The 26,189-nt window shown below is 54.3% G+C and carries 23 protein-coding genes; 15 read left to right on the plus strand and 8 right to left on the minus strand.

Going from position 1 to position 26,189, the window contains the following annotated elements; translation table 11 throughout:
- The first annotated feature begins 136 nt into the window (after positions 1-136).
- Both lexA and sulA read left to right on the plus strand, forming a co-directional pair.
- The gene (gene lexA, locus JQR86_RS12580; protein WP_010797701.1) at positions 137-748 is read left to right on the plus strand and encodes a transcriptional repressor LexA; all 612 of its coding nucleotides are present in this window, start codon (positions 137-139) and stop codon (positions 746-748) included.
- Between the two features lie 30 nt (positions 749-778).
- Positions 779-1,249 carry an SOS-induced cell division inhibitor SulA gene (gene sulA / locus JQR86_RS12585; protein WP_010797700.1) on the plus strand — a complete coding sequence of 157 codons (471 nt, stop codon included), beginning with the start codon at positions 779-781 and terminating at the stop codon, positions 1,247-1,249.
- On the opposite strand, the gene JQR86_RS12590 is transcribed toward sulA, so the two are convergent.
- The 6 genes from JQR86_RS12590 to fadB form a co-directional block, all read right to left on the minus strand.
- Complete coding sequence (locus JQR86_RS12590) at positions 1,250-1,486, minus strand: hypothetical protein (RefSeq protein ID WP_010797699.1); 237 nt, start codon at positions 1,484-1,486, stop codon at positions 1,250-1,252.
- A gap of 146 nt (positions 1,487-1,632) precedes the next feature.
- Positions 1,633-2,151, minus strand: a complete 519-nt coding sequence (locus JQR86_RS12595) for a DUF6586 family protein (protein WP_125888970.1) — start codon at positions 2,149-2,151, stop codon at positions 1,633-1,635.
- 93 nt (positions 2,152-2,244) lie between these two features.
- Entirely contained in the window at positions 2,245-4,857 is a 2,613-nt protein-coding gene (gene topA / locus JQR86_RS12600) for a type I DNA topoisomerase (protein WP_219652987.1), read from the minus strand.
- Positions 4,858-5,001: 144 nt separating this feature from the next.
- The gene (locus JQR86_RS12605) at positions 5,002-5,253 is read right to left on the minus strand and encodes a DUF1653 domain-containing protein (RefSeq protein ID WP_010797696.1); all 252 of its coding nucleotides are present in this window, start codon (positions 5,251-5,253) and stop codon (positions 5,002-5,004) included.
- A gap of 60 nt (positions 5,254-5,313) precedes the next feature.
- A complete protein-coding gene (gene fadA / locus JQR86_RS12610) occupies positions 5,314-6,489 on the minus strand; it encodes an acetyl-CoA C-acyltransferase FadA (RefSeq protein WP_434153654.1) in 1,176 nt (391 codons plus the stop codon).
- Between the two features lie 27 nt (positions 6,490-6,516).
- Positions 6,517-8,664 (minus strand): fatty acid oxidation complex subunit alpha FadB, encoded by a 2,148-nt coding sequence (gene fadB / locus JQR86_RS12615; RefSeq protein ID WP_434153655.1) that lies wholly within the window; start codon positions 8,662-8,664, stop codon positions 6,517-6,519.
- 491 nt (positions 8,665-9,155) lie between these two features.
- Between fadB and JQR86_RS12620 the strand changes: the two genes are divergently transcribed.
- On the plus strand, positions 9,156-9,590 hold the full coding sequence (locus JQR86_RS12620; protein WP_434153656.1) for a universal stress protein: 435 nt from the start codon (positions 9,156-9,158) through the stop codon (positions 9,588-9,590).
- A 32-nt stretch (positions 9,591-9,622) separates the two neighbouring features.
- Here the strand turns inward: JQR86_RS12620 and JQR86_RS12625 are convergent, their stop codons facing one another.
- Positions 9,623-11,542, minus strand: a complete 1,920-nt coding sequence (locus tag JQR86_RS12625) for an ATP-binding cassette domain-containing protein (protein WP_407363090.1) — start codon at positions 11,540-11,542, stop codon at positions 9,623-9,625.
- A 217-nt stretch (positions 11,543-11,759) separates the two neighbouring features.
- Between JQR86_RS12625 and JQR86_RS12630 the strand changes: the two genes are divergently transcribed.
- From JQR86_RS12630 to phnE, 5 genes are all read left to right on the plus strand, one after another.
- Positions 11,760-13,688 carry a transglycosylase SLT domain-containing protein gene (locus JQR86_RS12630; protein WP_434153658.1) on the plus strand — a complete coding sequence of 643 codons (1,929 nt, stop codon included), beginning with the start codon at positions 11,760-11,762 and terminating at the stop codon, positions 13,686-13,688.
- A gap of 146 nt (positions 13,689-13,834) precedes the next feature.
- Positions 13,835-14,683 (plus strand): putative selenate ABC transporter substrate-binding protein, encoded by an 849-nt coding sequence (locus JQR86_RS12635; RefSeq protein WP_407363088.1) that lies wholly within the window; start codon positions 13,835-13,837, stop codon positions 14,681-14,683.
- Positions 14,680-15,480, plus strand: a complete 801-nt coding sequence (locus JQR86_RS12640) for a phosphonate ABC transporter ATP-binding protein (RefSeq protein WP_019365897.1) — start codon at positions 14,680-14,682, stop codon at positions 15,478-15,480. Before JQR86_RS12635 ends, JQR86_RS12640 begins: the two co-directional genes overlap by 4 nt.
- Positions 15,474-16,295 (plus strand): PhnE/PtxC family ABC transporter permease, encoded by an 822-nt coding sequence (locus JQR86_RS12645; RefSeq protein WP_286789182.1) that lies wholly within the window; start codon positions 15,474-15,476, stop codon positions 16,293-16,295. Before JQR86_RS12640 ends, JQR86_RS12645 begins: the two co-directional genes overlap by 7 nt.
- A 2-nt stretch (positions 16,296-16,297) precedes the next feature.
- Positions 16,298-17,062, plus strand: a complete 765-nt coding sequence (gene phnE, locus JQR86_RS12650; protein WP_074827505.1) for a phosphonate ABC transporter, permease protein PhnE — start codon at positions 16,298-16,300, stop codon at positions 17,060-17,062.
- A gap of 15 nt (positions 17,063-17,077) precedes the next feature.
- Here the strand turns inward: phnE and JQR86_RS12655 are convergent, their stop codons facing one another.
- Entirely contained in the window at positions 17,078-17,392 is a 315-nt protein-coding gene (locus tag JQR86_RS12655) for a DUF2288 domain-containing protein (protein ID WP_125888977.1), read from the minus strand.
- Positions 17,393-17,673: 281 nt separating this feature from the next.
- On the opposite strand from JQR86_RS12655, the gene JQR86_RS12660 reads away from it, so the two are divergent.
- From JQR86_RS12660 to JQR86_RS12690, 7 genes are all read left to right on the plus strand, one after another.
- Positions 17,674-18,795 carry a branched-chain amino acid ABC transporter substrate-binding protein gene (locus JQR86_RS12660; protein ID WP_074827508.1) on the plus strand — a complete coding sequence of 374 codons (1,122 nt, stop codon included), beginning with the start codon at positions 17,674-17,676 and terminating at the stop codon, positions 18,793-18,795.
- A gap of 141 nt (positions 18,796-18,936) precedes the next feature.
- Positions 18,937-19,860, plus strand: a complete 924-nt coding sequence (gene livH, locus JQR86_RS12665) for a high-affinity branched-chain amino acid ABC transporter permease LivH (RefSeq protein WP_010797684.1) — start codon at positions 18,937-18,939, stop codon at positions 19,858-19,860.
- Positions 19,857-21,128 carry a high-affinity branched-chain amino acid ABC transporter permease LivM gene (locus tag JQR86_RS12670; RefSeq protein ID WP_219652983.1) on the plus strand — a complete coding sequence of 424 codons (1,272 nt, stop codon included), beginning with the start codon at positions 19,857-19,859 and terminating at the stop codon, positions 21,126-21,128. Before livH ends, JQR86_RS12670 begins: the two co-directional genes overlap by 4 nt.
- Positions 21,125-21,892 (plus strand): high-affinity branched-chain amino acid ABC transporter ATP-binding protein LivG, encoded by a 768-nt coding sequence (livG, locus tag JQR86_RS12675; protein ID WP_074827509.1) that lies wholly within the window; start codon positions 21,125-21,127, stop codon positions 21,890-21,892. The genes JQR86_RS12670 and livG overlap by 4 nt, the downstream gene beginning before the upstream one ends.
- Positions 21,892-22,593, plus strand: a complete 702-nt coding sequence (locus tag JQR86_RS12680) for an ABC transporter ATP-binding protein (RefSeq protein ID WP_010797681.1) — start codon at positions 21,892-21,894, stop codon at positions 22,591-22,593. The genes livG and JQR86_RS12680 overlap by 1 nt, the downstream gene beginning before the upstream one ends.
- Before the next feature lie 110 nt (positions 22,594-22,703).
- Positions 22,704-23,393 (plus strand): hypothetical protein, encoded by a 690-nt coding sequence (locus JQR86_RS12685; protein ID WP_434153660.1) that lies wholly within the window; start codon positions 22,704-22,706, stop codon positions 23,391-23,393.
- A 280-nt stretch (positions 23,394-23,673) separates the two neighbouring features.
- Positions 23,674-26,187, plus strand: a complete 2,514-nt coding sequence (locus tag JQR86_RS12690) for a bifunctional diguanylate cyclase/phosphodiesterase (RefSeq protein ID WP_434153661.1) — start codon at positions 23,674-23,676, stop codon at positions 26,185-26,187.
- Positions 26,188-26,189: the final 2 nt, after the last annotated feature.

Below are 26,189 nucleotides of genomic sequence, written 5' to 3' on the forward strand. Positions count from 1 at the left end.
TATGTTTAAAACGCTCCTGAGTCAATGCCTGGGATAGCTAAGTGCCTTAATGGCATTTGGCTGATAAAAAGTCGGTTGCCCTTAAACCAATACTGTATATAATCCCAGGAACTGTATATAAAGCCAGACACCTATCATGCTAAAACTAACTCCGAGACAGTCTGAAATCCTGAGCTTCATCAAGCGCTGCCTTGAAGAAAATGGATTCCCGCCCACCCGTGCGGAAATCGCTCAGGAGCTTGGCTTCAAATCCCCGAATGCGGCAGAGGAGCACCTCAAGGCGCTTGCACGTAAAGGCGCTATTGAAATGACGCCTGGTGCCTCTCGCGGAATCCGTATTCCTGGACTGGAAACACAGAAACCTTCTGACAGTGAGCTTCCTGTCATTGGTCGTGTCGCTGCAGGCGCGCCAATCCTGGCCCAGCAGCACGTGGAAGAAAATTGCAATATTAACCCTGACTTCTTCCAACCACGTGCGGATTACCTTCTCAAGGTAGAAGGCATGAGCATGAAGAACATTGGTATTCTTGATGGTGACCTTCTGGCGGTTCACGTCACTCGTGAGGCACGCAACGGGCAAGTCGTGGTTGCTCGTGTCGGAGAAGAAGTTACGGTCAAGCGGTTCAAACGTGAGGGCAACAAGGTTTGGCTGATTGCTGAAAACCCTGATTTCCAGCCTATTGAGGTGGACCTCAATAAGCAGGATCTAGTAATCGAAGGCCTGAGCGTAGGTGTCATCAGGCGTTAACGAGTCAACGTATCTATAAGGAGGTGTTCAGTGCAATCTTTATTGCCGCCGGATCATGGACAGTTGCCGTTGTTTCACGACGCACTGGTTCAACCGTCGCTCAATCCTTTTTTGGCTGGACCTATTCAGGCGGCGACTCTGCCTGATTGCTTTAGTGAAGTGACTCTAAACGGCGCTCAAGACCATTGCCTGCATTTGCTAGCACCCATGCTGCGGGAGTTGAGTGACGAACAGGATCCCCGGTGGCTGACACTGATAGCACCTCCGACGCTGCTAACGACAAAGTGGCTGCGCTCAAGGGATTTGAATCTAAATAGAATCCTGCTGCTGCAACCGCGTCAGAGCATGCAGACACTAGAGCTTGCTTGTGAAGCCTTACGTTCAGGAAGAAGCCATACCGTGGTGAGCTGGCTCCACGGCATGAAGACTTCCGAGAAGAAAAAGCTGGCTTTGGCCGCTCAGACAGGCAACGCCCAAAGCCTTAACATTCGCTTGGGCTGATCAATGAAGAACGCGGGGAGTATCTTCGCGTTCTATCATATCCCCTTCGGCTAGACGCCCCGCCATCTGCACACCCAAATTGAACATGGCTTTAGCCACTTCAACTTGCTGGCCATGCAGAAAATCCTTTGCATCGGAAGAAAACTCCAATGTCACCAGTGCCTCTTCACCATCGGCACGGCGAAGAACGATACGGCCATCAGCCAGTTCGACAATTTCAAGATAAGACGTAGACATATGTGCATCTCCAGCAGGCGCTGGCATTGTAGCAGTCGCACCTGCCCTTCCCTAGGCTCTATCGATTAACGTAATGCAATAAAGACTAAAATGTTGCAAAACAGCTCTTCAATCAAGAAGATCTACACATTTTTGGCGTCTGTGCCTCACCATTCGGTCAATGAACCACGAAAGCGCAGCGCCAACTCCTTGATGTTTTTTCTCCAGGCCTCGAGCTCAGTATGGCTCAGCAGCCTCTTCTCTTCATCAAGCGTAACCGACTCAATCAGCGGCAGACCAGGATCAACCTTAGCTTGCTTGATAGGCTGCGGTGGTTTTTGCAATGCGGAGAACCCATCCAGCAATTGAGCCAGCCATGTTTGCTGATGACTTGCCAACTCAAACAATTCAGCCAACTCAGGACTTGGCGAATCTTTCAAAGCTTGTGGATTTAAAAACTGATCGATTGAGGCAGCCTGGGCGTTAGGCAGGCGGTAATAACCTGCCACTTCATGACACAACCCCAAAACAGCACCATACAAATGAAACAACGTCGCCTCTCGCTCGGCCTGAATCTGCCCCTGGGCATTCATGCTCTGCTCGTGCTCCGCCCTGCGCCACGATTCAAGGCTTAAACCGGCGAAGTACAACTTCTGGTTGGTACGAGTATAGATCTCATGAGACATGCCTGAATCCTCCCAAGGCAAAGCGGTGCCAACTGCCCCGCTACACAGACACCAATTGCCAGGCTTGCAGACCTGGCAACCAGATACAGCGCATCAACTACGCTTGTCTTCTACCTTCCACTTCCCATTATCGAAATAGGCTTTCCAACCGGTCGGCTTACCATTCTCTTCTGTCTGTACATATTGCTCCTTCGTCTTGCGACTGAAGCGAATAACAGCAGAACGGCCGTCCGGGTCTTTGGCCGGTGCACTTAATAGATAATGGTATTTCGGATCGATTTCATCCTTGTGCGGCAACAGCTCGCTGACCAACGGTGCGCGAGTTTCGCGATTCTTTGGAAACTGGCTGGCCGCCAGGAATAAACCTGAAGCTCCATCTCGCAATACATACGTATCGTTGACTTTCTCGCACTTGAGCTCAGGCATTGCAATGGCATCCATCTTGGGCGGAGCCGGCTCGCCGTTCTTCAGCAGCTTGCGCGTATTCTTGCACTCAGGATTGGTACATCCAAAGAATTTGCCGAAACGACCCGTCTTGAGCTGCATTTCACTGCCGCACTTGTCACACTCCAGTGAAGGCCCTTCATAGCCCTTGATGCGATAGTTACCGGTTTCAACTTCATAACCCGAGCAATCGGGGTTATTGCCACAGATGTGGAGCTTGCGATGCTCGTCAATCAGGTAAGCATCCATCGCAGTTCCGCAAATATCGCAGCGGTGCTTGCCACGCAGCACACGCGATTCCGACTCGCCTTCGTCGTCCTCAGCAATTTCATCACCCGGAACAAGGTTGATCGTTCCTTTGCAACGCTCTTTGGGCGGCAGGCTATAACCCGAGCATCCAAGGAATACACCCGTTGAAGCGGTACGGATCATCATCGGCCGGCTACATGTCGGACAAGGGATGTCCGTGAGAGTCGGCACATTCGCACGCATTCCTCCTTCAGCGCTCTCAGCGGCTTCTAGCTTTTTCTTGAAATCGCTATAGAACTCATCCAGCAGGTTTTTCCAGTCAAGCTCGCCCTGCGCTACGGTATCAAGATCACCTTCCATGCTGGCGGTAAAACCATAATCCATGAGGTCAGAGAAGCTCTCGCCCAGCCGGTCAGTAACAATGTCACCCATCTTTTCTGCGTAGAAACGGCGATTATGCACAGTGGCATAGCCGCGATCCTGAATCGTGGAAATAATGGCTGCATAGGTAGACGGACGACCAATACCGCGCTTTTCCAGCTCCTTGACCAAACTGGCCTCAGAGAAACGTGCCGGCGGCTTGGTGAAGTGCTGAGTGGGATCCAGCTTCAGCAGCTTCATGGCATCGCCCTGGTTCATTTCGGGCAGTACGTCGTCTTCGCCAGGCTTGCTCTGTTGCGACAGAACTCGGGTAAAGCCATCGAACTTGAGGATTCGCCCTTTGGCGCGCAACTCAAACTCACCGGCCTTTGCCGTAACGGTCGTAGAAAGATATTCCGCAGGAGGCATCTGACAGGCAATGAACTGACGCCAGATCAAATCGTACAAGCGTTCGGCGTCTCGCTCCATGCCAGACAGCTGGTCAGGACGCGTGTTTACGTCAGACGGACGAATTGCTTCGTGAGCCTCCTGCGCACCTTCCTTGCTGCTGTAGAAATTAGGCTTGGCCGGCAAGTATTTGTCGCCAAATTCATTTTCGATAAACGCCCGAGCCATGGTAATGGCATCGTTGGATAGGTTCGTCGAATCGGTACGCATGTAAGTGATATAACCCGCCTCGTAAAGACGCTGGGCCATCATCATGGTTTTCTTTACACCAAAGCCCAGCCGATTGCTGGCAGCCTGTTGTAAAGTCGATGTAATGAACGGAGCGGAAGGTCGGCTGCTGGTAGGCTTGTCTTCACGCTTGCTAATGCTGTAGCTGGAAGCCTTTAACTTCTCGACGGCAGCACTTGCCTGCGCCTCGTTCAACGGCTTGAATGCTTCGCCGTTTTGCCGGACGACCTCAAAACGCGCCTTGGCATTCTTGGGGTTCGCCAAATCGGCGTGAACTTCCCAGTACTCTTCAGGGACGAAGGCACGAATTTCCCGCTCACGCTCCACAAGCAGCTTGACCGCAACGGACTGAACACGTCCAGCCGAAAGCCCTCGGGCGATCTTCTGCCATAGCAGAGGCGAGACCATGTAGCCTACTACACGGTCCAGAAAGCGCCTGGCCTGCTGAGCATTGACTCGATTGATATCCAGCTCGCCCGGCTTGGAGAACGCATCCTGAATCGCTTTTTTAGTGATTTCGTTGAAGACGACCCGCTTGAATCGGCTTTCGTCTCCTCCGATGGCCTCACGAAGATGCCAGGCAATGGCTTCCCCTTCGCGGTCCAAGTCGGTTGCGAGATAAACAGTGTCAGCTTCCTTAGCCAGACGCTTGAGCTCTTCGATCACCTTTTCCTTTCCAGGCAGGATCTCGTAGTGCGCCTTCCAGCCATGCTCAGGGTCGACCCCCATGCGAGCGATAAGCTGGCGCTTGGCCTTTTCCTTTGGAGAAAGGGCTGGAGCTTCGGCAGCAGACTTGCGTCCTTTCGTGGCGGACTCTTTTGACGCGCCTGCCGACCCACTGGTAGGCAGGTCACGGATATGGCCGATACTCGACTTCACCACGTACTGGTTGCCCAAATACTTGTTGATGGTCTTGGCCTTGGCCGGGGATTCCACGATGACCAGCGATTTGCCCATGTATCGGTTGATTCCTGCGTTATTAAAAGATGTAAAGAGAAAGGCGAGACAGTCTGACAGACATTTGGCAGTGAGGCAGTGACTGACGAACCATGACAGCGTGGCTGTACGGCCCCGCTATATATAGTGGCTGTTGGAGCAAGGTCAAGGCTGCGCGTTATCGGCAAGCCCTAACGGATTCTCCTCAACCTTTACTAAAGCAAAGCGGGGAACACGCTCGCTGTCCACCTCGACGCTTTCCAGAAACATGCTGAGCGGACGCGCCCAAAGGCCGTATTCACCATACAACGCCTGGTAAAAAACAAGCTCCTCTTCCGTTTCAGAATGTTTGGCTACGCCCAGGACACGGTACTCCTGCCCCTTGTAATGCCGATAGAGCCCAGGTTGTAAGGACATGTTCCCTCCAGAAAGAAAAACCGGGGCCAGGCCCCGGTTTCGGTAGCATAAACGCCATTCTCAGACGCGTTCGAACACCGTCGTAATGCCTTGACCCAGGCCGATACACATGGTTGCTACGCCCAGTGCACCACCCTTTTGTTTCATGACATTTAATAGCGTGCCGGAAATACGGGCTCCAGAGCAACCAAAGGGATGACCTAACGCGATGGCCCCACCATGAAGATTGACCTTTTCGTCCATCTTGTCGAGGAGCTTGAGGTCTTTCAGCACCGGTAATGCTTGGGCTGCGAAAGCCTCATTGAGTTCGACATAGTCAACGTCGCCCATCGACAGCCCTGCACGCTTGAGGGCCTTCTGGGTAGCCGGAACAGGACCATAACCCATGATCGCAGGGTCTACACCAGCAACCGCCATGGCCCGAATACGCGCCAGTGGCTGCAGGCCAAGGTCCATTGCCCGCTGACCGGACATCACAATCATGCAGGAGGCGCCGTCGGTGATCTGGGATGACGTACCTGCAGTTACTGTACCATCCTTTGGATTAAACGCAGGTCTGAGTTCGGCCAGGCCGTCCACCGTTGTATCAGGACGGATGGTCTCGTCATAGTCAAACATCTTCAGGAAGCCATTTTCATCATGTCCTTCCATGGGGATGATTTCGTCCTTGAACGCACCCTCCTGAGTGGCCTTCCAAGCCAACTGGTGCGAACGGTAGCCGAATTTATCCTGTGCTTCCCGGGTAATGCCGTGCATCTTGCCCAGCAGCTCTGCTGTGAGCCCCATCATGCCAGAGGCCTTTGCAGCATAAAGCGACAGATGCGGGTTAGGGTCAACGCCATGCATCATGCTGACGTGTCCCATATGCTCGACGCCACCTACCACGAACACATCCCCGTTTCCAGTCATGATGGCCTGCGCCGCTGTATGCAGTGCGCTCATCGAAGACCCGCAGAGCCGGCTTACGGTCTGCCCGGCACTGGTATGAGGGATGGGCGTCATCAAGGACGCCATTCGCGCAATGTTCCAGCCTTGTTCGAGCGTCTGGTTTACGCACCCCCAGATCACATCTTCCACTTCTGCCGGATTGATTTGCGGATTACGTGCCAGAAGCTGGGTAATCAGATGGGCAGACATGTTTTCTGCCCGGGTATTACGGTGCATGCCACCCTTGGAGCGACCCATCGGTGTGCGGCCAAAGTCGACGATAACAACGTCTCTTGGATTCAGGCTCATAAGAATTCTCGCTCTGTACTGTCTGCGTTAACCAAAGAAGGACTGGCCGTTACGGGCCATTTCGCGCAGCTTTTCAGTCGGGTGATACAGCGGTCCCAGGTCAGCGTACTGGTCGGCCAGTGCCACGAACTCGGCAACGCCCAGGGAATCGATATAACGCAGCGCACCGCCTCGGAAGGGAGGGAAGCCAATGCCATAGATCAATCCCATGTCCGCTTCTGCAGCCGACTCGACAATGCCATCTTCCAGGCAACGAACCGTTTCCAGGCACAGCGGAATCATCATGCGCTGAACGATTTCATCATCCGTGAAATCGCGCTGCTCATACACGACAGGTTTGAGCAAGGTGTAGGTTTCTGCATCAGCGACTTTCTTTGGCTTGCCCTTTTTATCGGTCTCGTACACATAGAACCCTTTGCCGTTCTTCTGTCCAAGACGTTTAGCCTCGTACAGCGCATCAACAGCGGTCTTGCGGGACTCTTTCATCCGGTCAGGGAAGCCTTCCGCCATCACATCACGGGCGTGATGCGCCGTATCCATCCCTACAACATCCATCAAGTAAGCCGGCCCCATAGGCCAGCCAAACTTTTCCATGAGCTTGTCGATACGCTGGAAATCAGCGCCCTGCCCGATCAGGCCGGCAAAACCACCGAAATAAGGGAACAGCACGCGATTGACCAGAAAGCCCGGACAATCATTGACCACGATAGGGTTCTTACCCATTTTTTTGGCATAGGCCACAGTGGTCGCAATCGTTTTTTCGCTGGTCTTTTCGCCGCGGATTACTTCAACCAGAGGCATCATGTGCACCGGATTGAAGAAGTGCATACCGCAGAAATTTTCAGGACGCTTCAGGGCTTGTGCAAGCAAGCTGATCGAGATGGTCGAGGTATTGGACGCCAGAATGGCTTCTTCACCAACCTGATCTTCGACCTCTGCCAGCACAGCCTGCTTGATCTTGGGATTCTCAACGACAGCCTCAACCACGATATCCACCGACTTGAAGTCGCCATAGGACAAAGTGGGGCGAATACGATTGAGCGCTTCAGCCATTTTCACCGGCTCGAGACGGCCCTTCTCGACGCGCTTGTTGAGAAGCTTGCTCGCTTCATCAAGACCGAGCTGAATGGCTTCCTCACGGATATCCTTCATGAGAATCGGCGTGCCTTTGAGCGCAGACTGATAGGCGATACCACCGCCCATGATACCTGCCCCCAAGACGCTGGCCTGTTTGATCTCACCCGCCTGCTGATCGTAAACCTTAGCCTTTTTCTTGAGCAGCTGATCATTCAGGAACAGACCGATCAGGCTTTGCGAAACAGTTGTCTTAGCGAGCTTCACGAAGCCTTTGGCTTCGACTTCAAGCGCCTTCTCTCGTCCGAAATTAGCGGCCTTCTGGATGGTCTTGATCGCTTCTACTGGCGCGGGATAATTCGGACCCGCCTGACCTGCAACGTAGCCTTTGGCCGACTCGAATGCCATCATGGCTTCAATAGGGTTTAGCTTGAGCTTTTCAAGCTTGGGCTGACGACGGGCCTTGTGGTCAAGCTCGCCAGAAATGGCTCGACGTGCCAGATCCAACGCCGCGGCCTGCAACTTGTCGGGTGCAACAACTGCATCTACGACACCGACCTTGAGCGCCTCGGCAGCAGAGTTCTCCTTGCCCGAAGCAATCCACTCGATAGCATTGTCGCTACCGATCAGGCGAGGCAACCGAACAGTCCCGCCAAAACCGGGATAAATGCCCAGTTTTACTTCTGGCAGACCAACCTTTGCGGTCTCGCTCATGACCCGGAAGTCGGCGGCCATGGCGATTTCAAGGCCACCACCAAGCGCGATGCCGTTAATTGCCGCTACAGTAGGGACGTTGAGGTCTTCAAAGTCATTGAAGATCTGATTGATCTCGAGGTTTCCTGCCAGCAGATCCTCGTCTGGCATACGGAAACTTTCGACAAACTCGGTGATGTCTGCCCCTACGAGGAAAACATCCTTTCCGCTACTGAGAATGACGGCCTTGACCGAAGCGTCGGCCTTGAGGGCATCGACAGCCTGGCGCAGCTCGTTCAAGGTCAGGCGATTAAATTTATTGACCGACTCGCCAGTAAGATCAAGCTTTAACTCGGCGATACCGTTTTCTAGAGCCTTAACCGTGATGGCTTTACCTTCGTAAATCATCAACTGATCTCCATACGTGGAAGCGGAACACTCACATCCAAGCCTTGTTGCCCATTCAGGCAGGCAGCCAACTGCATGGCGTGATACTAGGATTCGTCAAGCCCGGGCGGAACGCGAAAGCTATACCTTGCGGCAACCTTCTCTTCTCTGCCCGAGCACTACAGGGCCCGCAAGACAAACATCTGATTCATACAAGTGTTTGACAGCCCCTACACGATCATTCAAAACCTGCGTTATGTCAATTCGACCCATGCGTTAACGTGGCATAACAACCCATTGAGCCCGGACGGCATGGGACTGAAAAATCGTCAATCTCTACAAAGGATAGGTGCAATTGGCGCAGCGATCTGTTAACAACAGCGAGGCGCAACACCCGCAGCAAGGAGCAAGTACCGCGAAATGCGGTCCAAACGGTATCTGGATAGCAGGTGCGAGCCGCACCAGACAGGCCATACTTGAAATGTTCGCCATCCTTAAGGAGGAGAAATAAAATGTCTTATAAACACATTCTGGTAGCCATCGACCTGACTGATGAATGCCATGCCGTAATCCGTCGTGCTGTCGATCTGGCTACCGGCCTCCAAAGCAAGGTTTCCCTGGTCCATGTGGTCGAACCAATGGCTATGGCGTTCGGCGGTGACGTGCCCATGGACCTTTCCTCCCTTCAACAACAGCAGATCGAACAGTCCCGTGAACGCCTGGACAGCTTTGTTGCGCAATACAGCCTTCTGAAGGGCCAGTGCCAGTTGGCCTATGGGCAGCCTCGCCAGGAAATCCACCGCTTTGCTCGCGAAAATGCCTGTGATCTGATCGTTGTAGGCAGCCACGGCCGCCATGGCCTTGCCCTTCTTCTGGGCTCGACCGCCAATGACCTGTTACATGGTGCCCCGTGTGACACCTTAGCGGTCTCCCTGACCCGGAAGTAATACTAAAAAGGGCTCCCTCAGGAGCCCTTTTTTCATTCTTCCAGTTCAGCCCATCGCTCTAGCAGCTGATCGAGCTCACGCTGTAAAGCCTCGAAGCGCTCAACAACGACACGCGTCGTTTCAAGCGGCTGCTGGTAGAACGCCGGATCGGAAATCTGGCTTTGCAGTCTCGCCAGCTCGTTTTCCGTCGCCTCGATTTGTGCCGGCAAGGCATCCAGCTCGCGTTGATCCTTATAACTGAGCTTTTTACGGGCCGGCGCCTGCTGCGCTGCTGCCTTGGATGCTTCTACGGGTGTCGCTTGAGTGGCCGCCGCATCCGACTTGGCCTCCATTTTCGACCCTGTCGCACCTAACAAGCGAGGCGATCCACCTTGACGTAGCCAATCCTGATAGCCTCCGACGTACTCGCGCACGAGGCCTTCGCCTTCAAATACCAGGGTGCTGGTCACGACGTTATCGAGAAACGCCCGATCGTGACTGACCATCAGCACGGTGCCCTCAAAGCTCAGAAGCACTTCTTCCAACAGTTCCAGCGTCTCCACATCCAGATCGTTGGTAGGTTCGTCGAGCACCAGCAGATTGGCCGGCTTGCTGAACAGCTTCGCCAGCAACAACCGGGCACGCTCGCCCCCCGACAGCGCTTTCACTGGCGTACGGGCACGCTGTGGACTAAACAGGAAGTCCCCCAGATAACTGAGGACATGACGATCCTGGCCGTTGATTGTGATGATTTCACGTCCTTCAGCCATATTATCGATGACGGTTTTTTCAGGCTCAAGCGCATGTCGCAACTGATCGAAATAGGCCACTTCGAGCTTGGTGCCATGCACGATTTTTCCTGCCGTCGGCTCAAGGTCACCCAGCAGCAGTTTAAGCAGGGTTGTCTTTCCAGAGCCGTTGGGGCCTAACAAGCCCATCCGGTCGCCTCGCTGCACCACCAGGGAAAAATCACGGATAATGGGTTCGCTGCCTGGATGGGCGTAATCCACGTGCTCGACAACAATGACCTGTTTTCCAGACTTGTCGGCGGTTTCCAGCTGCAGATTTGCCTTACCCTGGCGTTCGCGTCGTTCGCTGCGTTCAAAGCGCATGGCCTTCAATGCACGTACTCGCCCTTCGTTGCGGGTACGTCGAGCCTTGATGCCTTGACGAATCCAGACCTCTTCCTGAGCCAGGCGCTTGTCGAACAGTGCGTTGGCGGTCTCTTCCGCTGCAAGCTGCTGCTCTTTATGCACCAGAAAACTGGCGTAATCGCCCTGCCAATCGATCAGATGGCCTCGATCCAACTCAAGAATGCGTGTCGCCAGGGCTTGCAAGAAGGCTCGGTCGTGAGTGATGAACAGAATCGCACCCGGATATTGACTCAAGGCCTCTTCCAACCAGGCAATAGCCCCGATATCCAGATGGTTGGTTGGCTCATCGAGCAATAGTAAGTCAGGTTCGGCCACTAGGGCCTGCGCCAATAGCACACGTCGACGCCAGCCACCGGAAAGCTCTGCAAGGGTCTTTTCTGCAGGCAACTGAAGGCGACTCAGCGTGCTCTCGACCAGCTGCTGCAGTCGCCAGCCATCCTTGGCTTCCAAATCCTGCTGAACGCGCATCAGACGCGTCAGGTCTTCGTCAGTGTGAATGTTCTGGGACAGTCGATGATACTCCGCCAGCAACTCCCCTACGCCAGTCAATCCCTCGGCCACAACATCGAATACGGTACGATCATCTGCCCGAGGCAGCTCCTGGGGCAACTCTCCGATCTTCAGCGCCGGAGCACGCCAGATCTCGCCATCGTCTGGCATCTGCTCGCCCTTGACCAGGCGCAGCATGCTGGACTTGCCAGTACCGTTGCGCCCGATCACGCAGACTCTCTCACCCCGAGCGATCTGCCAGGACACTCCGTCCAGCAATGGCATGGCACCGAAAGCCAGGGATACGCCGGTGAATTTGAGCAAGGTCATAGGCATCTCCAAGAAAAAGGACGTGCATTCTAGTGCCCATCCGCACGAACTGCATGTTTTCCTACCGACGGCACTCAATGTTTTCGTACATATGACGACAAGATTATTAGCCTGACCGTTGGTAGCTCATACGCTTTCGTCGTAATGGCCGACAAGCTAAAGTAATCGCCTTTGTGCGGCCGAGCCGCATGTACCAGCAGTCTTCTCCGGGAATCTCATGCGCGGCCGTCTGTTCAAGCTGTTGACCTGTGTCTTTGCTTCTCTCATTGGATTGGAAACCGCTCACGCGGCCCCCATTGAGCAACAACGTCTCCTATACGACCAAGCCAAGGCAGCGCTGGCCAAGGGAGATGCCAGTCTCTATTTGCAGTCACGCAATGCGTTGCAAGGGTATCCCCTGGAGCCCTACTTGCAATATGACGAGCTGACCGCACGCCTCAAGAACGCCAGCAATACAGAAATAGAAGCCTTTCTTGCCGAGCATGGCGATCTCCCGCAGGCAAACTGGATGAAGCTGCGCTGGCTGCGCTGGCTCTCCGAGCGCGGCGATTGGAGTACCTTTGACCGCTACTATGACTCCAAGCTCAACTTTACCGAGCTGGATTGCCTAAATGCCCAGCACCAGATTCAGGAAGGCCAGACAACACAACCCTTCAAAACAGCGGAAAAGCTCTGGCTGGTAGGCAAGTCACAGCCAGCCGCCTGTGATGACCTTTTCAGTGCCTGGGCTGCTCGCGGCCAGATGCCTGAAAGCATGGTTTGGAAACGTGCCAAACTGGCGGCCGAAGCGCGTAATTACGGGCTGGTCACCCATTTGGGACAGCAGATGCCCACCCTGGGCTCACTTGCCAACCTGATGAGCGATATCGCTCAGAAACCCCAACAGCTAGCCGATGTGCAGCGCTTCACACCTGCCAGCGAGCCCATGGCCGATGTGGTTGGTCTGGGTTTGCGACGCCTTGCCAAACAGGATCCCGAGAAAGCATTGGGCCTACTCGATACCTATAGTCAGCGCCTGCCCTTTTCGCGCGACGAAAAAGTATCCATTGCGCGTGAGATCGGGCTGACCCTGGCCAAGAACTTTGACCCACGAGCCCTTCCGCTCATGGAGCGTTACGATCCAGAACTCCGTGATGACACGGTCAGCGAATGGCGTGCGCGCCTTCTACTGCGCCTGGCCCGCTGGAAAGAGGCTTACCAGTTAATCCAGCGGTTTCCCCCATCGCTTCTGGAAACCAACCGCTGGCAGTACTGGCGCGCCCGTACCCTGGAGCTGTCTCAGCCGCAAAGCTCAAGCGTACTGGCCGATTACCAGCCTGTCTCGCGTGAGCGCGATTTCTACGGCTTTCTAGCAGCCGACCGCATCAAGGCGCCTTATCAGCTTAACAATCGCCCCCTCGTACTGAGCAATAGCCTTCGCAACCGAGTACGCACCACGCCTGGTATTCAGCGCGCGCTCGAGTTCTATGCACGTGGTGAATTTGTAAATGCGCGGCGCGAGTGGTTTCATGTCAGCCGCAGCTTTAACCGGGACGAATTGGTTGCCCAGGCTCGCATGGCCTACGACATGCAATGGTATTTCCCGGCTATTCGCTCAATTAGCCAGGCCAAGTACTGGGACGATCTGGACATCCGCTTCCCTATCGCCTACCGCGACAGTTTCGTTCGTGAAGCGCGCCAGCGAGGCTTGCATAGCAGCTGGGTCTTCGCTATTACCCGGCAAGAGAGCGGCTTCATGGCCGATGCCCGTTCAGGCGTGGGAGCCATGGGCTTGATGCAGTTGATGCCTGCGACGGCAAAACATACTGCCAGCAAGTTTTCTATTCCATTGGCCAGCCCTCAATCAGCTCTGCAACCGGACACGAATATCCAGCTGGGCACCGCTTACCTGAGCATGGTTCATGCGCAATTCAACGGTAACCGTGTTCTAGCCTCAGCGGCTTATAACGCCGGTCCCGGACGTGTAAAAAGATGGCTGAAGGACGCCCGGCACTTGGCGTTCGATGTCTGGGTAGAAACCATTCCGTTTGACGAAACCCGCCAATATGTCCAAAACGTGCTGGCGTATGCTGTCATCTACGGCCAAAAACTTAATACGCCTCAGCCACTGGTAGAGTGGCACGAACGCTTCTTTGACGAAACTTGATGGCTTGAGCAGGAGCTGCAATAGCTTTGTAGCTCCTGCCTCGTTACATGTCACCACACCAGGGTGCCATTAACCGGCTGTGAAATTTCGTCAATCTCCGTATACTTCGCGGCTCTATTTTTTCCGCTATTGAACCGGAGAAACTCATGTTGAAGCGTTCCCTGGCCCTCGTGGCCGGTCTTACCCTGTGCGCCACTTCCCTTCTTACCCAGGCAGCAGATGCACTACGCGTCTCGGCTATCCCGGATGAAGCACCCACCGAATTGCTTCGCAAGTTCAAACCGCTGGGAGAGTACCTGGAAAAGCAGATTGGCATGCCTGTTACCTTCGTGCCGGTCTCCGATTATGCAGGCGTGGTCGAAGCGCTGGCTTCTGACAGACTGGACATGGCATGGTTGGGTGGCTTTACCTTTGTCCAGGCCCAACTCAAAGCGCCTATGAGTCCGCTGGTACAACGGGAAGAAGATCAGAAGTTCACCAGCAAATTCATTACAGCTGATCCAAACGTCAAATCGGTTCAAGATCTGAAAGGCAAAACGTTCGCCTTTGGCTCGATCTCTTCGACCTCCGGCAGCCTGATGCCCCGTTACTTCATGCAACAGGAAGGGGTAGTACCGGAGCAGTTTTTCTCACGTGTAGCCTATTCTGGAGCCCATGATGCAACTGCCGCCTGGGTACAGGCTGGAAAAGTGGATGGAGGCGTTTTGAACGCTTCGGTCTGGCAGAAGCTGGTTGATGCCAAGAAAGTAGACACAAGCAAGGTCAAGGTCTTCGCGACCACTCCGCCCTATTACGATTACAACTGGACCGTCAGAGGCAATCTGGATCCGCAACTGACGGCCAAAATCAAGGCGGCCTTTCTTGCACTGGATCCTTCGAAGCCTGAAGACAAAGCCATTCTGGATCTACAGGCAGCCAGTCGTTTTGTAGAAACTTCTCCTGAAAACTATAAGGGCATCGAAGGCTCTGCACGTGCGGCCGGTCTGTTGAAGTGAGCGTCCAGTTAGCTGGCGTGGAGCTTCTTCATGCCAATGGGCATCGCGCGCTTTCAAAGCTTGACCTGAAGATCACCAAAGGTGAACGCGTCGCACTGATTGGCCCTTCTGGAGCAGGCAAGACCAGCTTGCTCCGCCTGATGGCGACAAGCCACAAGCCAACGGCAGGACAACTCACCGTATTGCAGACCGATCCGTGGTCATTGAGCGTGTCCCGATTGAAGTCGCTTCGTGCACATATCGGTCTGATTCACCAGGCACCTCCCCTCCCGGCGCGGCAACGCGTCGTAACGGCGGTACTGGCTGGGCGCCTGGGCCAATGGCCTTTATGGAAGAGCCTGGTCAGCCTTGTCTATCCACTGGATCGTCCGGGCGCCCAACAGGCTCTGGCAAAGCTGGACCTGTCAGAAAAGCTGTATCAGCGTTGCGATCAGCTCTCGGGGGGCCAACTCCAGCGCGTCGGCATTGCCCGCGTGTTATACCAGGCGCCTGAGCTGATACTGGCGGATGAGCCTGTCTCCGCCATGGATCCGGTACTTGCCAGCCATACACTAACCATTCTCGCTCGTGAGGCCGAAACACGAAGCGCAACGCTGATCGCCAGCCTGCACAGCGTAGAGCTGGCGCTCAAACACTTTCCGCGAATCATTGGACTACGCCAAGGCGTTATTGTATTCGACAAAGCAACGCAAGCCGTTACCTCCGATGATCTGGAGCAGTTGTATGCCAATGAGCAATTGGCACCAGAGAACTCATCCAGTGTTTATTTCATGCCTGCCACACCACCGCGATGCTGACTGCCCCCTCGCATGATCCTGCCACCCTGCCTCGTCTAGGCATCAGCCTGCTGGCAATCATACTGCTCTGGCCTGGGCTTCACCTGTCTGAGCTGGATATTCCTGGTTTGCTCACCGGTGAGAACGCCAGAATCATGGGTAGCTTTCTGGCAGGATTCTGGCCGCTAGCCTACGATTCGGAGTTTCTCTCGATAGTTGGCAAAGCCACGCTGGAAACCCTAGCCATTGCCACGGCCGGCATGACACTCGCCTGGGTGATCGCCTTTCCAGCAGCCCTGCTGGCAACACGCTCGCTTTCCATCTCCGCGCTTCATCGGCAAGGACGCCCTTCGTGGCTGGGTCAGACGATTCGCAATACGGTACGTATCGTTCTTGTAATTCTGCGCAGCATTCCCGAAATTGTCTGGGCCTTGTTATTTGTACGAGCGGTAGGCCTGGGTCCAACCGCGGGCGTCCTGGCCATTGCCATCACGTATGGTGGCATGCTGGGTAAGGTGTACGCCGAGATTTTCGAATCCGTACCTGCTGACGCGACGCGAGCATTGCTCTTGGGTGGCAGCTCTCGACTTCAGGCATTCGCATATGGACTGCTACCGGCCGCCAGCGGCGAAATGATCTCCTATACGATCTACCGCTGGGAGTGTGCTATCCGTGCATCGGTCGTCATGGGATTTGTCGGCGCTGGCGGGCTGGGGCAACAGGTCGATCTGTCTCTGCGAATGTTTGCTGGCGGAGAAGTTGCCAGCCTGATGCTGACCTTTCTGATACTGGTCATGCTGGCCGACCTGATCAGCCGCTTGCTGCGAGAGCCGTAACGATGAAAATCAAGGGTCTTGCCGCCGTTATCGTAGTACTAGCCGCCATTGCCTCGTCCTTTGCTTACCTTGAGACGAATTTTATCGAGCTGTTTTCGCGGACCTCTCTTGCGCAAATGGCGAAGTTTGCCAACGGATTTCTTACCCCGGACTTCTCCCGCAGTCACCTATACGCCATCGCTTGGGCCTGCCTGGAAACACTGGCCATGTCAGCCATGGGAACCCTATTGGCAGCCCTGTTTGGCATAATACTGGCCCTGCCTGCGGCAGGCCGACTCGGTACTCTATTCAAAGCAGTTGCGCGGTTCTTGCTCAATGCCCTCCGCGCCGTCCCGGAACTGGTGTGGGCGGCACTGATGGTACTGGCTGCAGGGCTAGGGCCCAACGCCGGCACGCTTGCATTGGCACTGCATACGGCGGGTGTACTGGGTCGCCTGTTTGCCGAGGCGCTGGAAAACACTCCGTCCGCCCCCAGCGATGCGATCAGACTGGCTGGCGGCGGACGCCTTGCCGCCTTCGCCTATGGCATTCTGCCAAGCGTCTGGCCTCAGCTGCTTGCCTATATTCTCTATCGCTGGGAAAACAATATCCGCATGGCGACGATATTGGGATTCGTGGGCGCTGGCGGCCTAGGACAAATGCTTCAAATCAGCCTCAGCCTGTTTCAACTCGCTCAGGCTGCAACCATTATCCTGGCCATGCTGACCCTGGTACTGCTGGTGGACGCTTTTAGTGCCTGGATCCGTCAGCGGTGGATCAATCATTGATCCACCCTGGCGGTCTCATGCCTCGCCGCTGTTACCGTTTCTAGCCTGTATAAGCACCCAGGGCGCAACGACCACTGCCCAAAAGACTGGATCGCTTACCAAAAACCCCCGTGCCTCATCCTCGGTCACCTTGGCCATTTGCCCGGACGTCAGCCAGGCAGAAACCTTGCCTGTATTGTCCTGAACAATGGCTTCTGCCGCCTCTATCAAGTCTATCTCGGCATCCACCCGAAGCAACGAACCCTTGGCAAAGTGCGGCTGTAACTCTTGCCATGAGATTTCAGCGGTCTGGCCCAACAGCGTAGCGTACAGAGTGCTGGTTTCGGACATCACGTCACCCCTAAAAATAAAGCGACATGATAGCGGCTGTCGCTTATTGTCGACAGGATTGACATGTCTTCAGCCCAGTTTCGGCTCGTATCCGATACATGATGCGACAAAGTGTATCGATACAGTCGATGTGCCACTTTTCAATTCCGTGATCGGCACTCTACACTCCGCACGTTGCGATGCCGATTTATCGTCATAACAAGAAAGCCAGCAATAAGAATAAATACTGCAATAAACGTTTGTGATCTGCCAAAACCAATAAGCATTTCGAGTGGAGCACTATGAATAAGGCAACTCAGCGTCTTTCCCGACTATTCGCCGCTATGGCCCTGGCTGGACTCACCAGCTACAGCGTCGCTGCCGATACAATAAAAATCGCTCTGGCCGGCCCGGTTACCGGCCCTGTAGCGCAATATGGGGAAATGGAATTTGTCGGCGCCAAAATGGCTATCGAGCAAATCAATAAGGCTGGCGGCGTCAATGGCCAGCAGCTCGAAGGCGTAGTCTACGACGATGCGTGTGACCCAAAGCAAGCGGTTGCCGTTGCCAACAAGATCGTCAATGACGAAGTGAAATTCGTGGTTGGCCACCTGTGCTCCAGCTCCACCCAGCCGGCGTCCGATATCTACGAGGACGAAGGCATCCTGATGATCACCCCAGCATCAACCAGCCCTGATCTCACGGCACGCGGACATAAACTAATCTTCCGCACCATTGGTCTTGACAACATGCAAGGCCCTACTGCCGGCAAATATATAGCCGAGCATATCAAGCCCAAGACAGTCGCCATCATCCACGACAAGCAGCAGTACGGTGAAGGCATTGCCACGGCCGTCAAGCAGACACTTGAAGGCGCCAATGTCAAAGTTGCCGTATTCGAAGGTATCAATGCCGGCGACAAGGACTTTTCTTCTCTGATCTCCAAGCTGAAGCAGGCGGGTGTGGATTTCGTCTATTACGGCGGCTATCACCCGGAGCTCGGCCTTCTGATGCGCCAGTCACAGGAAAAAGGCTTGAAAGTTCGCTTCATGGGGCCGGAAGGTGTGGGTAACTCTGAAATTTCCGCCATTGCAGGCAAATCCTCAGAGGGCATGCTTGTAACCCTTCCCCGCTCTTTCGATCAGGATCCGAAAAACAAAGCCCTGGTTGAAGCATTCAAAGCCAAGAAGCAGGATCCGAGCGGCCCGTTCGTCTTCCCCTCCTACGCAGCCGTGCAAGTTATTGCTGATGGCATCAAGAAGGCAGGCAACACTGAAACCGATGCTGTAGCAGAGGCCCTGCGCAGCAATACGTTCAGCACACCTACAGGCGACCTGGCGTTTGACGAAAAAGGCGACCTGAAGAACTTCGAATTTGTCGTCTATGAGTGGCACGCCGACGGCACCAAGACCGAAGCCAAGTAACCGTTAAGCAGGAACTTGCCAGCACGTTGTCTGGCAAACGTCCTCAAAAGCCCACGGTATCCTCCGTGGGCTTTGTTCATTCCAAATGAGTAGGCGTGCCAAGACGCCAAAAGCACTGTGGCCGCTATTCAGGAGAAAGTAATGCCTGAGCTCTACCACTATCTTCAACAGCTGGTAAACGGTTTGACCGTTGGCAGCACCTACGCCTTGATAGCCATTGGTTACACCATGGTCTACGGCATTATTGGCATGATCAACTTCGCCCATGGCGAGGTATACATGATTGGCTCCTATGTAGCCTTCATTGTCATCGCCGGATTAGCACTCATGGGCATTCATAGTTTGCCGATCATCATGATTGCGGCCTTTGCTGCCAGCATTATTGTTGCCAGTGCCTATGGCTACAGTATTGAGCGTATTGCCTACCGTCCGCTACGTGGCAGTAATCGCCTGATTCCGCTGATCTCAGCCATCGGCATGTCCATCTTCCTGCAAAACGAAGTGCTATTGGCACAGGACTCCAAGGACAAGGCCATTCCCAGCCTGCTGCCTGGCAACATCATATTTGGCAATGATGCCATGAGTGGAGTCGTCATTTCGTACATGCAGATTCTGATCTTCGTGGTCACGTTTCTGGCCATGCTCGGATTGACACTGTTCATCTCACGTTCGCGTCTCGGCCGCGCCTGCCGAGCCTGCGCCGAAGACATCAAGATGGCCAACCTGCTTGGCATCAACACCAACAATATTATCGCCCTGACCTTTGTTATCGGCGCATCCCTGGCAGCCATCGCGGCTGTTTTGCTCGGCATGCAATACGGCGTCATTAATCCGAGTCTGGGCTTTCTGGCAGGTATCAAGGCGTTTACTGCCGCAGTACTGGGCGGGATCGGCAGTATTCCAGGCGCCATGCTGGGCGGACTGGTGCTAGGGGTAGCCGAAGCGTTCGGAGCCGATATTTTTGGTGATCAGTACAAGGATGTCGTGGCGTTCACACTTCTTGTCCTCGTTTTGTTGTTCCGGCCGACCGGCATTCTGGGCCGTCCGGAGGTAGAAAAAGTATGAGCAGTACCCCTTTCAACAAACAGCTTAAAACGGCTTTTTTCAGTGCGCTTCTCGTACTCGCAGTGGCCTACCCTGTTTTGGGGCTAAAACTGACCACAGTGGGTATCGGGCTCGAAGTCCATGGCGCCAGCCCAACCACCCTGACGATCATTTTTGGGGCGGCCGCCCTTATGTTCGTATGGCAGTTGGTACGTGATCGCATTCCCATGCCGCGCCGAACCAGGGGCACCCACACCTCACCACTGACCAAACTAGGCACCCAGCTCACCGAGCCATCTGTTCAACGCTGGGTCATCCTCGGGCTGGTTCTTGTCGCGCTAGTCTGGCCATTCTTCGGCTCACGGGGAGCCGTGGATATCGCTACGCTGATTCTCATCTATGTAATGCTGGGGCTTGGTCTGAATATTGTGGTCGGCCTGGCGGGTCTTCTTGATCTGGGCTACGTCGGCTTTTACGCCGTAGGGGCATACAGTTACGCCCTGCTCTCCCACTATTACGGCCTTGGATTCTGGATCTGCCTGCCCATTGCCGGTTTGATGGCTGCGCTATTCGGCTTTTTGCTGGGCTTTCCCGTGCTGCGCCTGCGAGGTGACTATCTCGCCATCGTAACGCTCGGCTTCGGCGAAATCATCCGCATTCTGCTACGCAACCTTACCAGTATCACCGGCGGCCCCAACGGCATTAGCGGAATCGACAAGCCTACGCTATTCAACCTGACGTTTGAGCGGCGTGCCCCTGAAGGCATGCAGACATTCCATGAGTTTTTTGGCATCGCCTACAACTCGAACTACAAGGTGATCTTTCTTTACCTGGTTGCGTTACTGCTCGTCCTGCTTACGCTTTTCGTGATCAATCGATTACTGCGCATGCCCATCGGTCGCGCTTGGGAAGCCTTACGTGAAGATGAGATCGCCTGCCGTGCATTAGGCTTGAATCCGACCCTTATCAAACTCTCCGCTTTTACGCTGGGTGCCTGCTTTGCAGGTTTCGCGGGCAGCTTCTTTGCGGCTCGCCAAGGGCTGGTGTCGCCGGAATCGTTCACCTTCATTGAGTCAGCCATCATCTTGGCGATCGTTGTTCTGGGTGGAATGGGCTCACAATTGGGCGTCATTCTGGCAGCCATTGTCATGATTCTGCTTCCAGAGCTGATGCGTGAGTTCAGTGAATATCGCATGTTGATGTTTGGCGCCATGATGGTCCTGATGATGATCTGGCGGCCGCAAGGCCTGCTCCCGATGCAGCGCCCCCATTTGGAGCTGCGCAAATGAGCCAACCTATTCTTCAAGCTAAAGACCTGACCATGCGTTTTGGCGGCCTCTTGGCAGTCAATGGCGTCAATATCAGCGTCGAGGAAAAGCAGGTCGTTTCCCTGATAGGACCGAACGGCGCCGGCAAGACGACCGTGTTCAACTGCCTGACCGGTTTCTATCAACCAACAGGAGGCGAAATTCTACTTAGAGGTACGCCCATTCATGGCTTGCCGGGTCACCAGATCGCTCGACGCGGCATCGTACGCACCTTCCAGAATGTTCGGTTGTTCAAGGAAATGACGGCGGTTGAAAACCTGCTGGTTGCTCAACACCGCCATCTGAATACGAATTTTCTAGCCGGCCTTTTCAAAACTCCCGACTTTCGCCGCGCAGAATCTGAAGCCATGGACTTTGCCCGCCACTGGCTTGAGCAGGTCAACCTCACCGAGGTTGCCAACCGACCTGCCGGCAATCTGGCCTATGGCCAACAGCGCCGTCTTGAGATTGCTCGCTGCATGATGACACGCCCTCAACTCCTCATGCTTGATGAACCTGCCGCCGGCCTTAATCCTCGCGAGACGGAAGACCTGAAAGCGCTGATTTCCCTACTGCGAGACGAGCACGGCGTAACTGTTCTGCTCATTGAGCACGACATGCACCTGGTCATGAGCATCTCGGATCATATTGTCGTTATCAATCAGGGCACCCCCCTGGCTGATGGTAAGCCGGAGCAAATCCGTAATAACCCTGACGTGATCAAAGCCTATTTGGGAGAAGCGTGATGCTGCAGTTCGAAAACGTTTCGACTTTCTATGGCAAGATCCAGGCGCTGCATGGGGTCAGCCTGTCCGTCAACAAAGGGGAGATCGTGACACTCATCGGCGCCAATGGCGCTGGCAAGTCTACCCTCCTGATGACGCTATGCGGTTCTCCTAAGGCAGCTGGCGGTAGTATTCGTTACGAAGGTGAAGAGCTGGTCGGAAAAGACTCCTCCGAAATCATGCGCAAGGGTATCGCCGTGGTTCCTGAGGGTCGCCGCGTCTTTGCTCGCCTGACTGTCGAGGAAAACCTCGCCATGGGCGGTTTTTTTACCGACAAGCATGACTATGATCGTCAGCTTGAAAAGGTTCTTGGCCTGTTTCCTCGCTTGAAGGAGCGCTATCACCAGCGCGGAGGCACGATGTCCGGTGGGGAGCAACAGATGCTGGCCATCGGTCGTGCGATGATGAGTCATCCGCGTCTCCTGCTGCTTGACGAGCCCTCATTGGGTTTAGCCCCCATCATCATTCAGCAGATTTTCGATATCATCGAACAACTGCGCGAGGATGGCGTAACGGTATTTCTGGTCGAGCAGAACGCCAACCAGGCGCTCAGACTGGCAGACCGCGGCTACGTTCTAGAAAATGGTCATATCGTCATGCAGGATACCGGCGAAGCCCTATTGGCCAACCCTGACGTACGCAAGGCCTACCTGGGAGGCTAAAGGATCGCTTGTGCGCTCCGTTCAAAAAGAGCGCACAAGTTCATTTCAGCCTTGTCCTAACGGATATAGCTCAGTAACGTTGCCACCCTTGTTTCAATGGAGAGCTCTAGATGTTAGCGCCACGCTTGCTGCTGCCCCTGACCTTGCTGGCCACGTTGCTGGCAGGCTGCCATAGCACCCCGAGCGATAGCATCGCTTCGTCCAAGGCGTCTCAAGGCGTACGCCTGCAAGGTGATTTGCGGTTAGCGAATGACCAGTTACTCTTTCGCCCCTGTCAGGAGCATCGCTACTTTCAAATAGACGATGCGGCCAACACGTCTATTATCAACGATGCTCATGAGTTGACGGCCGATAGCGGTGCCAGCAGTCTATTCGCAGATTTACGCGGAAAGATGAAATCTGGAGGGCCGGCTGGAAGCGATGGCGTATTTGCCGTTTCCGAAGTGTATCGCATGCAGTACACCGGGCCCGGCTGTTCAGACTCTAATTTCAAGCGCCTGACGCTTCGCGCAGCCGGTCATACTCCAGAATGGAATGTGGTAGTAAGTGGCCAGGGCATGGTTATAGCCTCGACCGATCGCAGCCAGCAGGCTCTTCCATATTTGCAGGAGCAACTACCCGACGGTAGTCGTAGCCTGTCTACCGAAGCCAACGGCGAGCGTGTCGAGCTATGGGTCAGTCCGCAGCGCTGTGTTGATGAAAGCACTGGTACGGTTCAATCCCTTCAGGCGGAGCTGCGTGTCAATGGCAAGAGCATGTCAGGCTGCGCGCACTATGGCGGTGCTACTGATACCCATTAAAGAAATCCAGTCCTGCGTGCTGTTGCCAAGCCTCAACAGCACGCATTGGCAATGAAAGCCTCTTTCCGAGGCTCTTCGTTTACTGCCTCATGGAAGCCCGCCTTACATCAGACAAATATCTATTTCGTCAAGCTCACTAGGCCTGCTAGTTTAATATCTGTTTTAGCTGAATTATTTCACACATCAGTCGACATCTTATAGGATGCCTCCCCTCCCCAAGAGTGGCCATCTGCCATCAATGCCTATATTTCAAGACCACTCTGCGCCGCCTTTGCCTACTATGCTCAGTACTACTTTTACCCGCCGCGTATTCCCTCTGGTTACAGTATTGCTGTTCCTGATGTTTTCGCTCGCATGTGGGCTGTTGATCCACAACGCTCGTAGCCAGGATCAACAGGCTCAGGCAGACACCTTATACGCTGCTCAAAAAGCCCTTGAAGACCTGAATACAAGCATAAAAAAGGACATATCTGACTATTCCAAATGGGGTGAGCTTTACAAGAACATGCACCTTAAGCTCAATATCAGCTGGGCGTATGACGGAGAAAACCTGGGCGAATCGATTTATGAGCTCTATGGCTTTCAGGGGTTACTTGTTCTAAATGCGCAGGACCAAACCGTCTATTCACTGTTTGAAGGTGAGCAAACACCTCTTGATGCCCGACAATGGCTACAAGGCGATTTTGACGCTCTGCTGAAAAAGGCACGCGCGCCTGAAAATAAGGAAGAGGTAGTCAGTGAGCTCCTGAAAGTCGACTCAGTACCTGCCATCGTTGCGGCTGGATCCATCACGCCAGGAAAAGACCCAACCGTTAAGGAGCGGCCCGGCACCCGCTCAGTACTTCTCTTCGTCGATATCCTTACACCAGACAAGCTCAAGGCGCTGGGTACGCAATATGGATTAATCAATCTTCGGACTACACAGACGCCTCAGATTGAAGGCTCGTCCACGCTTCGTCTAGCACCTGGCGCTGATAGCCACTTGGCCTGGGACCCGCCACGTCATGGCCAGGCGCTGCTTGACTCGATTCTTCCCTACTTCGGTATCGCGGGCCTCATGCTGATCGCGTCAACCTGGCTAGTCCTGCGTAATGCACTTTCTACCGCACGACTCATGGAGGCTCATTACGTTGAATTGACTCAGAGCAAGGAAGCTTTAGCGGTTAGCGAGGAGCGCTTTAGAGACGTAGCAGAAGCCGCGTCGGACTGGCTGTGGGAAATCGATGCTCAGTACTGCCTGACCTATCTTTCAGGGCGCTTCGAGGAAGTTACAGGCACTACACCTGAGCAGTGGCTTGGTAAAAACCTTGATGAACTGCTGACAGCAGACCATGAGTCATTAACAACATGGCTGAACCATCGAAGGAACGCCTCTACATCTACTCCACTCGTCTGTCATTATCATGACCGACAAGGTAAGCAGCGGACCTGCCGCGTCTCGGCGCGACCGATAAAAGACGGCACGCAAGGGTTTCGCGGCACGGCCAGCGATATTACCGACGAGGTCAAGGCGCTAGCTCAGGTAAGGCACCTGTCTCTGCATGATCCCTTAACCGATCTGCCCAATCGCAACCGTTTGAACGAGTTTCTAAAAAAGCATGTAGGCCCATCAACACGCGTTGCCCCTGTGGCCTTGTTAAGTGTGGATCTGGATCGCTTCAAACCGGTCAACGATGCGCTGGGTCATGCAGCGGGCGACAGAGTGCTCAGGGAAGTAGCCAAGCGCCTGCGTAATTGCATTCGAGAAGCCGATCTAGTCGCGCGGGTCGGTGGTGATGAGTTTATTGTCGTGATGACCCGCCTTCAGAACCATGAAGAAATTTCTGCGCTGAGCTCACGAATCATTGATCAGCTCCATCAGCCTATCAAAGTGGATGACCAGACCGTGTTTATTGGAGGAAGCATAGGCGTTGCACTAGCGCCCTCTGATACAAATAACGCAGAGGAGCTTCTGCGGCTCGCCGATATTGCGCTTTATCAGTCCAAGGCTGCGGGCCGTAATACATGGCGCTTCTACTCCCACGAAATGAACGAGCTGATTACCAGCCGTCGACGCTTGGAGAACGATCTCCGTCAGGCGTTGGAAAGAGAAGAATTGAGCCTCCATTTTCAGCCACGTTATTCGCTTACGGGAAATCGGCTGACCGGGTTCGAAGCGCTATTACGCTGGCAGCATCCTGAGCATGGCATGCTGCTACCCGATAGTTTCATTGCACTGGCAGAAGACACCGGCCTTATCGTTCCCATCGGAAACTGGGTACTGAAACGCGCCTGCCACGTAGCTGTCAAATGGCCACAACCGGTAGGTATTTCTGTGAATCTCTCGCCCCGACAGTTTGGTCGCCATGACCTGATCAGTCAGGTACAAAATGCGCTGACCGAGAGTAGGCTGGACCCTTCCAGACTTGAACTGGAAATTACCGAGCGCGTCATGCTGGACGATGCTGACGGAGCGCTGGAGACACTCAACAGCCTGAAGGCGCTCGGGATACGTCTCCACATGGACGATTTTGGTACAGGCTTTTCTTCTCTGGGATACCTGCGCAGCTACCCCTTTGATGGCATCAAGATAGACCGCAGCTTTGTCGCTGGTATCGGTACAAACCCAGACGATCGCGCTATCGTCCAGGCCATCATTACGCTGGGCCAATCCCTTGGCATGACGGTTACGGCTGAAGGCGTAGAAACAGCAGAGCAACTTGAGCACCTACGTGGCGATGCCTGCGACGAGGTACAGGGCTTTCATTTCAGCAAGGCATTACCTGCGCATGAACTATCTCTACTATTTGGCTGAGC

The sequence above is a fragment of the Pseudomonas sp. JZ134 genome (assembly GCF_051027695.1).
GTDB lineage: Bacteria > Pseudomonadota > Gammaproteobacteria > Pseudomonadales > Pseudomonadaceae > Chryseomonas > Chryseomonas luteola.

Bases quoted from the DNA above. Each gene is read 5' to 3' on its own strand.
- lexA (WP_010797701.1), top strand. From the start codon at position 137: ATGCTAAAACTAACTCCGAGACAGTCTGAAATCCTGAGCTTCATCAAG.
- JQR86_RS12590 (WP_010797699.1), bottom strand. From the start codon at position 1,486: ATGTCTACGTCTTATCTTGAAATTGTCGAACTGGCTGATGGCCGTATC.
- JQR86_RS12595 (WP_125888970.1), bottom strand. From the start codon at position 2,151: ATGTCTCATGAGATCTATACTCGTACCAACCAGAAGTTGTACTTCGCC.
- topA (WP_219652987.1), bottom strand. From the start codon at position 4,857: ATGGGCAAATCGCTGGTCATCGTGGAATCCCCGGCCAAGGCCAAGACC.
- JQR86_RS12605 (WP_010797696.1), bottom strand. From the start codon at position 5,253: ATGTCCTTACAACCTGGGCTCTATCGGCATTACAAGGGGCAGGAGTAC.
- fadA (WP_434153654.1), bottom strand. From the start codon at position 6,489: ATGAGCCTGAATCCAAGAGACGTTGTTATCGTCGACTTTGGCCGCACA.
- fadB (WP_434153655.1), bottom strand. From the start codon at position 8,664: ATGATTTACGAAGGTAAAGCCATCACGGTTAAGGCTCTAGAAAACGGT.
- JQR86_RS12620 (WP_434153656.1), top strand. From the start codon at position 9,156: ATGTCTTATAAACACATTCTGGTAGCCATCGACCTGACTGATGAATGC.
- JQR86_RS12625 (WP_407363090.1), bottom strand. From the start codon at position 11,542: ATGACCTTGCTCAAATTCACCGGCGTATCCCTGGCTTTCGGTGCCATG.
- JQR86_RS12630 (WP_434153658.1), top strand. From the start codon at position 11,760: ATGCGCGGCCGTCTGTTCAAGCTGTTGACCTGTGTCTTTGCTTCTCTC.
- JQR86_RS12635 (WP_407363088.1), top strand. From the start codon at position 13,835: ATGTTGAAGCGTTCCCTGGCCCTCGTGGCCGGTCTTACCCTGTGCGCC.
- JQR86_RS12645 (WP_286789182.1), top strand. From the start codon at position 15,474: ATGCTGACTGCCCCCTCGCATGATCCTGCCACCCTGCCTCGTCTAGGC.
- phnE (WP_074827505.1), top strand. From the start codon at position 16,298: ATGAAAATCAAGGGTCTTGCCGCCGTTATCGTAGTACTAGCCGCCATT.
- JQR86_RS12655 (WP_125888977.1), bottom strand. From the start codon at position 17,392: ATGTCCGAAACCAGCACTCTGTACGCTACGCTGTTGGGCCAGACCGCT.
- JQR86_RS12660 (WP_074827508.1), top strand. From the start codon at position 17,674: ATGAATAAGGCAACTCAGCGTCTTTCCCGACTATTCGCCGCTATGGCC.
- livH (WP_010797684.1), top strand. From the start codon at position 18,937: ATGCCTGAGCTCTACCACTATCTTCAACAGCTGGTAAACGGTTTGACC.
- JQR86_RS12670 (WP_219652983.1), top strand. From the start codon at position 19,857: ATGAGCAGTACCCCTTTCAACAAACAGCTTAAAACGGCTTTTTTCAGT.
- livG (WP_074827509.1), top strand. From the start codon at position 21,125: ATGAGCCAACCTATTCTTCAAGCTAAAGACCTGACCATGCGTTTTGGC.
- JQR86_RS12680 (WP_010797681.1), top strand. From the start codon at position 21,892: ATGCTGCAGTTCGAAAACGTTTCGACTTTCTATGGCAAGATCCAGGCG.
- JQR86_RS12685 (WP_434153660.1), top strand. From the start codon at position 22,704: ATGTTAGCGCCACGCTTGCTGCTGCCCCTGACCTTGCTGGCCACGTTG.
- JQR86_RS12690 (WP_434153661.1), top strand. From the start codon at position 23,674: ATGCTCAGTACTACTTTTACCCGCCGCGTATTCCCTCTGGTTACAGTA.